This is a genomic window from Streptomyces sp. WAC05292 (assembly GCF_003949955.1).
GTDB classification, from domain to species: domain Bacteria; phylum Actinomycetota; class Actinomycetes; order Streptomycetales; family Streptomycetaceae; genus Streptomyces; species Streptomyces globosus.
In genome coordinates this window covers 1-6,902 of the sequence record NZ_RPSE01000347.1, presented here as the reverse complement: position 1 = coordinate 6,902, position 6,902 = coordinate 1, and the positions used below count along the sequence as shown (strand labels likewise).

Annotated in this window: 4 protein-coding genes; 2 read left to right on the top strand and 2 right to left on the bottom strand. The window is 74.2% G+C overall.

The window, feature by feature from the left end:
• A partial coding sequence (locus EF903_RS26220; RefSeq protein WP_399421723.1) for a lytic transglycosylase domain-containing protein occupies positions 1–1,147 on the bottom strand: 1,147 nt, incomplete at its 3' end.
• A 239-nt stretch (positions 1,148–1,386) separates the two neighbouring features.
• Between EF903_RS26220 and EF903_RS26215 the strand changes: the two genes are divergently transcribed.
• A complete protein-coding gene (locus EF903_RS26215; protein ID WP_125547198.1) occupies positions 1,387–2,241 on the top strand; it encodes a DUF4184 family protein in 855 nt (284 codons plus the stop codon).
• Positions 2,242–2,290: 49 nt separating this feature from the next.
• On the opposite strand, the gene polA is transcribed toward EF903_RS26215, so the two are convergent.
• Positions 2,291–5,014, bottom strand: a complete 2,724-nt coding sequence (polA, locus tag EF903_RS26210) for a DNA polymerase I (RefSeq protein ID WP_125547195.1) — start codon at positions 5,012–5,014, stop codon at positions 2,291–2,293.
• Between the two features lie 136 nt (positions 5,015–5,150).
• On the opposite strand from polA, the gene EF903_RS26205 reads away from it, so the two are divergent.
• On the top strand, positions 5,151–6,902 hold a 1,752-nt coding region (locus tag EF903_RS26205; RefSeq protein WP_125547193.1), incomplete at its 3' end, for an FdhF/YdeP family oxidoreductase.

The following is a 6,902-nucleotide window of genomic DNA, read 5'->3' as shown; positions in this document are numbered from 1 at the left end:
GGCTCGGGGTGGGCTTCGGGCTCGGGGTGGGCGTCGGCGTCGGCGTCGGCGTCGGCGTCGGCATCGGCGTCGGCGTCGGCATCGGGGACGGCGTCGGCATCGGGGACGGTGTGGGCTTCGGGCTCGGGGTGGGCGTGGGCGTCGGGCTCGGCTTCGGCACGGGCGACGGCGTCGGCTTCGGTCCCGCGGGGGCCGGGCCCGCGCCCGTCCCCCCGGCGTCGGGGACGCCGTACGCGCCGCCCAGGTAGTACGCGTACCAGGACCGCACCGTCCGCAGGTACTCCCCGGAGTGGTTGTACGACAGCACGGCCCGGTCGAGGCCGGCCGGCGTCCGCAGGTCCCGGCCGCCCGCGCAGAGGTAGCGCCCGGCGGCGAGGGCGGCGTCGTGGATGTTGTTCGGGTTGCGGCGGCCGTCGCCGTCCGCGTCCTGGCCCCACGCCGCCCAGGTGGACGGGATGAACTGCATCGGGCCGACCGCGCGGTCGTGGACGGTGTCGCCGTCGTACACGCCGCCGTCGGTGTCCGGGATGTTCGCGAAGCCGTTGCCGTCGAGGACAGGGCCGAGGATCGGCCGCAGCGTGGTGCCCGCGGCGTCGACGCGGCCGCCGCCCGCCTGGCCCGACTCGACCTTGCCGATCGCGGCGAGGAGCTGCCAGCGCAGCCCGCACCCGGGGTCGGTCCGCCCCACCCGCTCCTCGGCCCGCCGGTATGCGGCGAGCACCGTCGCCGGGATGCCCTGCGCCCCCGACAGCCCGCCCAGGGCGACGGGCCCGCCGCCCTGCCCCGCGCCGCCGCCCGTGTCCTCGGGCTGCCGTACGGGCTGCGCCTCCGGGAGGGGCGCCGCCACCGCGCCGGGCCCGGCCGCGGGCGGCAGCTCGCGAAGCCAGGCGCCGTCCCCGCCGCCCCCCGTACCGGCCGGCGGGAACGGCGCGGCCGCGGGGGAGCCCGCGCCGGCGGCCGCCATGCCGCGGACGGGCCCCTGCGAGGCGGTCAGCGCCGCCGCGACGAGGGCGCACGCGGCGACCGCGGCCGCGCTCCTGCGCAGCCCGCCTCCCGCGGTGCGCGCGCCCGCCCGCGGCGCCGCCGGAGCCGGTATCCGAGCCGCCGACCGATCCGACATGAGCCGGTCCCCCCTCGCCCTCGACATCGGCGTGACCGTACGTCAACTCCCGTCACGGCAAACCTGCCTGCGCTCGGGCTTCACCATTTCCCCACGCCGCCTGCGGGTCGCGCATACTGTCCGGACCCGATCGTGAGCATTGGCCCGAAGTAAAGAAAACGTCACTGCGCGTGACGCCCGGCCCCGCGCGCATCGGCCGGCCGGCCCGGCCGCACCAGCACCGAGGGCCTGCCGAGAACCGGTCAGTACAACCAGCAAGAGGTGCCGTGCCGTTCACACTCAGCCATGCCGCAGCCGTCCTGCCCGCCGTCCGCCGCACCGGCCGGGCCCGCGGCCCGCTCGTCGCCTCCGCGCTCGTCATCGGGTCGTTCGCGCCGGACACCTTCTACTTCGCGGACGCCGTCGTGGGAGGGGTGATGGAGTACGGGGCGTTCACGCACTCCCTGCCCGGCCTCCTCACCGCGGACGCGGCGCTGACGGCGCTGCTCGCCGCATGCTGGCTGCTGCTGCGCGAACCGCTGGTCGCGCTGCTGCCGCGGGCGCGCCAGGGCCGCGTGCACGCCCTGCTCCGCGGAGAGCCGTGGCGCGGCGGCCGCCGGCCGGCGCTCCTCGCGCTGTGGTTCTACCTGTCGGCGGTGCTCGGCTCGCTGACCCACCTGGTGTGGGACAGCTTCACGCACCTGGACCGGTGGGGGACGAACGCCCTGCCCCGGCTCGGCGAGCCGCTCGCGCTCGGCTACCCGCTCTACACCTGGCTGCAGTACGGATCGTCGGCGGTGGCGGCGGGCGTGCTGCTGTGGTTCGCGGCGGCGGCCCTGCGGGCGGCGCCGGACCGGCCGGCGCCCGCGGCGGTTCCGGTCCTCGGCCGGGCCGGGGTGCTCGGCGCCGCCGTCCTGGTCGCGGGCTGCACGGCGGTCGGGGCCACCCTCCGCGTGATCCGCTTCTTCACCTTCCACGACCGGGTCCGCTCGCCCCTCGACATCATCCCGACGCTCTGCTTCGGCGCGGGCGGCGGGCTCGCGGTCGGCCTGCTGCTGTACGCGGCGCTGGTGCGGCTGGCGCGGCGGCGCAGCCGGCGGCCCGCGCAGGAGGAGACGCGGGAGCCCGTCCCCGCCGGATAGCGGGAACGGGCTCCGAGGCGGCGGCCGGCGGGCGCGCCGCCCTGCGCTGTCAGTGGGCGGCGGACTCCCAGTCGGGGCCGACGCCGACGGACACGTCCAGCGGGGCCCGCAGCTCCACGGCCGCGCCCATCTCGCGGCGCACCAGCTCCTCCACCTGCTCCCGCTCGCCCGGCGCGATCTCCAGCACGATCTCGTCGTGGACCTGGAGCAGCATCCGGGACCGCAGCCCGGCCTCCGTGATCGCCCGGTCGACGCGCAGCATGGCGACCTTGACGATGTCGGCGGCGGTGCCCTGGATCGGCGCGTTGAGCGCCATCCGCTCGGCGGCCTCGCGGCGCTGCCGGTTGTCGCTGTTCAGGTCGGGGAGGTAGCGGCGGCGGCCGAAGACGGTCGCCGTGTAGCCGGTGGCCCGCGCCTCGTCGACGACGCGCTGGAGGTAGTCGCGGACCCCGCCGAAGCGCTCGAAGAACGTCTCCATCAGGCCGCGCGCCTCGGCCGGCTCGATGCCGAGCTGCTGCGACAGCCCGAACGCCGACAGCCCGTACGCCAGCCCGTACGACATCGCCTTGATCTTGCGGCGCATCTCGGGGTCGACCTCGGAGCGCTCCACGCCGAACACCTGCGAGGCGACCGTGGTGTGCAGGTCCTCCCCGGACAGGAACGCCTGGATCAGGCCCTCGTCCTCGGAGAGGTGGGCCATGACGCGCAGCTCGATCTGGCTGTAGTCGGCGGTCATCAGGGACTCGTAGCCCTCGCCGACGACGAACCCGCGGCGGATGGCGCGGCCCTCGTCGGTGCGCACCGGCACGTTCTGCAGGTTCGGGTCGGTGGAGGACAGCCGGCCGGTCGCGGCGACGGTCTGGCTGAAGCTGGTGTGCACGCGGCCGTCGGCGGCGATCGTCTTGACGAGGCCCTCGACGGTGACGCGCAGCTTCGCCTGCTCCCGGTGCCTCAGCATGATCACGGGGAGTTCGTGGTCGGTCTGGGTCGCGAGCCACGCCAGCGCGTCCGCGTCGGTGGTGTAGCCGGTCTTGGTCTTCTTCGTCTTGGGCAGGTCCAGCTCGCCGAAGAACACCTCCTGGAGCTGCTTGGGGGAGCCCAGGTTGAACTCGTGGCCGACCGCCGCGTGCGCCTCCTTCACGGCCTGCTGCACGGCGCCCGCGAACTGCTGCTCCATGGCTTCAAGGTGGTCGCGGTCGGCCGCGATGCCCGCCCGCTCCATCCGGGCGAGCAGCTCGGACGTGGGCAGCTCCATGTCGTGCAGCAGGTCGGCCGCGCCGACCTCGGCCAGCTTGCCCGTGAACGCCTCGCCGAGGTCGAGGACGGCCCGGGCCTGCGCCATCAGCGCCTCCGCCTCGGCGGTCTCGTCCGCGCCGAAGGCGAGCTGCCCGTCCGCGGCGGGCGGCGCCAGCTCGCGGTGCAGGTACTCCACGGACAGCGCGTCCAGCGCGAAGGACCGCCGGCCCGGCTTGACCAGGTACGCGGCGAGCGCCGTGTCCATGGTGACGCCGGCGAGGCTCCAGCCGTGCTCGGGGAAGACCCGCATCAGGCCCTTGGCGTTGTGCACCACCTTCGGGCGGGAGGCGTCCGCCGCCCACGCGGCGAACGCCCGCTCGTCGGCCTCGTCCAGCGCGGACGGCTCGAACCAGGCCGCCGCCCCGCCGGCCGCGGCCAGCCCGATCTCCGCGATGCTGCCCTGGCCGAGCGCCCAGCTGTCCACCGTGGACACGCCGAGCGGGCCGCCCGCGTGCTCCGCGAGCCACGGCGCGAGCTCCCCGGTGCCGAGCACCGACCCGTCGAGCTCCACGCCGGCCGCCGGAGCGGGGGCCGCGGCCTCCTGCCCGGCACCCGGGTCGACGGCCAGCAGCCGCTCCCGCAGCGAGGGGTTGCGGATCTCCAGCACGTCCAGCACACCGGTCACGGCGGAGCGGTCGTACGGGGCGCGCTCCAGCTCGGCGGCGCCCTTGGGCAGCTCCACGTCCCGCACCATCTCGGTCAGCACCCGGTTGAGCTTCACGGCCTCCAGGTGGTCCCGGAAGTTCTGCCCCGCCTTGCCCTTGACCTCGCCGGCCCGCTCCACCAGCTCCACGAACGACCCGAACTGGTTGATCCACTTCGCGGCGGTCTTCTCCCCGACGCCCGGGATGCCGGGCAGGTTGTCCGACGGGTCGCCGCGCAGCGCCGCGAAGTCCGGGTACTGCTGCGGGGTCAGCCCGTACTTCTCCACGACCTTCTCGGGGGTGAAGCGCGTCAGCTCCGAGACCCCCTTCGTCGGGTACAGCACCGTGGTGTGCTCGGAGACCAGCTGGAAGGAGTCCCGGTCGCCGGTGACGATCAGCACCTCGTACCCGAGCTCCTCGGCCTGGGTGGCCAGCGTCGCGATCACGTCGTCGGCCTCGAAGCCGTCCACCGCGAACCGCGGCACGTTCATCGCGTCCAGCAGCTCGCCGATCAGCTCGACCTGGCCCTTGAACTCGTCCGGCGTCTTCGAGCGGTTCGCCTTGTACTCGGGGAACTCCGTCGACCGCCAGGTCTTGCGGGAGACGTCGAACGCGACCGCGAAGTGCGTGGGCGCCTCGTCGCGCAGCGTGTTCGCCAGCATCGACGCGAAGCCGTAGATCGCGTTCGTCGGCTGCCCCGAGGCCGTCGTGAAGTTCTCCGCGGGCAGCGCGAAGAACGCCCGGTACGCCAGGGAGTGCCCGTCCATGAGCATCAGGCGGGGGCGGTCCGCTGCGGTCGTCTGGTCGGTCTTCTTCGATGCGTTCTCTGCCACGCCCCCGATCCTAGGCGGCCCCGCCGACAATTCCGGCGCCGGCGACCTGGCCCGGGCGTGACAGGATCGGACGTGTAGGCGAAGACGCCCGGCCCCGCCGGGCACGCACCACCCGACATGCCCGAAGGGGACCGACATGGCCGCCAAGCCGCCCGCAGGGGATCCCGTCCAGGACGCGCCGCAGGTCGCGCCCCCCAAGCACGCCGCGGCGGGCCTGCCCGCCATCGGGCACACCCTGAGGATCGCCCAGGCGCAGATGGGCCTGGCCCGCACCGCCCGCACCCTCCTCAAGGTCAACCAGAAGGACGGCTTCGACTGCCCCGGCTGCGCCTGGCCCGAGGGCGACAAGCGGCACACGGCCGAGTTCTGCGAGAACGGCGCCAAGGCCGTCGCCGAAGAGGCCACCCTGCGCCGGGTCACCCCCGACTTCTTCGCCGCCCACTCCGTCGCCGACCTGGCCTCCCGCTCCGGCTACTGGCTGGGCCAGCAGGGCCGGATCACCGGGCCCGTCCACCTCGCCGAGGGGGCCGACCACTACCGGCCGGTGACGTGGGAGCGCGCCTTCGAGATCATCGCCGAGGAGCTGAACGCCCTCGGCTCCCCCGACGAGGCCCTCTTCTACACCTCCGGCCGCACCAGCAACGAGGCCGCGTTCCTCTTCCAGCTCTTCGCCCGCGAGTTCGGCACGAACAACCTGCCCGACTGCTCCAACATGTGCCACGAGTCCTCGGGCTCCGCGCTCACCGAGACCATCGGCATCGGCAAGGGCAGCGTCACCCTGGAGGACCTGCACCAGGCCGACCTGATCATCGTCGCCGGGCAGAACCCCGGCACCAACCACCCCCGCATGCTCTCCGCCCTGGAGAAGGCCAAGGCCTCCGGAGCGAAAATCATCTCGGTGAATCCGCTGCCCGAGGCCGGCATGGAGCGGTTCAAGAACCCGCAGACCCCGCTCGGCATGCTCCGCGGCACCCCCCTGAACGACCTGTTCCTCCAGATCCGCATCGGCGGCGACCAGGCCCTCTTCAGGCTCCTCAACAAGCTGGTCATCGAGGCCGGCGGCGCCGTCGACGAGGACTTCGTCCGCGAACACACCCACGGCTACGAGGACTTCGCCGCCGCCGCGCGGAAGGCCGACTGGGCCGAGACCCTCACCGCCACCGGCCTCACGCGCCCCGAGATCGAACGCGCCCTCGCCATGATCCTGGCGTCGAAGCGCACCATCGTCTGCTGGGCCATGGGCCTCACCCAGCACAAGCACGCCGTCGCCACCATCCGCGAAGTCGTCAACCTGCTTCTGCTCCGCGGCAACATCGGCCGTCCGGGCGCCGGCGTCTGCCCCGTCCGCGGCCACTCCAACGTCCAGGGCGACCGCACCATGGGCATCTTCGAACGGCCCGCCCCCGCCTTCCTCGACGCCCTCGACAAGGAATTCGGGATCACCTCCCCCCGCCACCACGGCCACGACGTCGTCCGCGCCATCGAGGCCCTCCGCGACGGCAAGGCGAAGGTCCTCTTCGCCATGGGCGGCAACTTCGTCGCCGCCACCCCCGACACCGACGTCACCGAGGCCGCCGTCCGCCGCGCCGCCCTCACCGTCCACGTCTCCACCAAGCTCAACCGCTCGCACGCCGTCACCGGACGGCAGGCGCTGATCCTGCCGACCCTCGGCCGCACCGACCGGGACGTCCAGGCCACCGGCCGCCAGTTCGTCACCGTCGAGGACTCCATGGGCATGGTCCACGCCTCCCGCGGCAACCTCGCCCCCGCCTCCCCGCACCTGCTCTCCGAGCCCGCCATCGTCGCCCGCACCGCGCGCGCCGTCCTCGGCGACGCCTCCGCCACCCCGTGGGAGGAGTTCGAACGCGACTACCGCGCCATCCGCGAC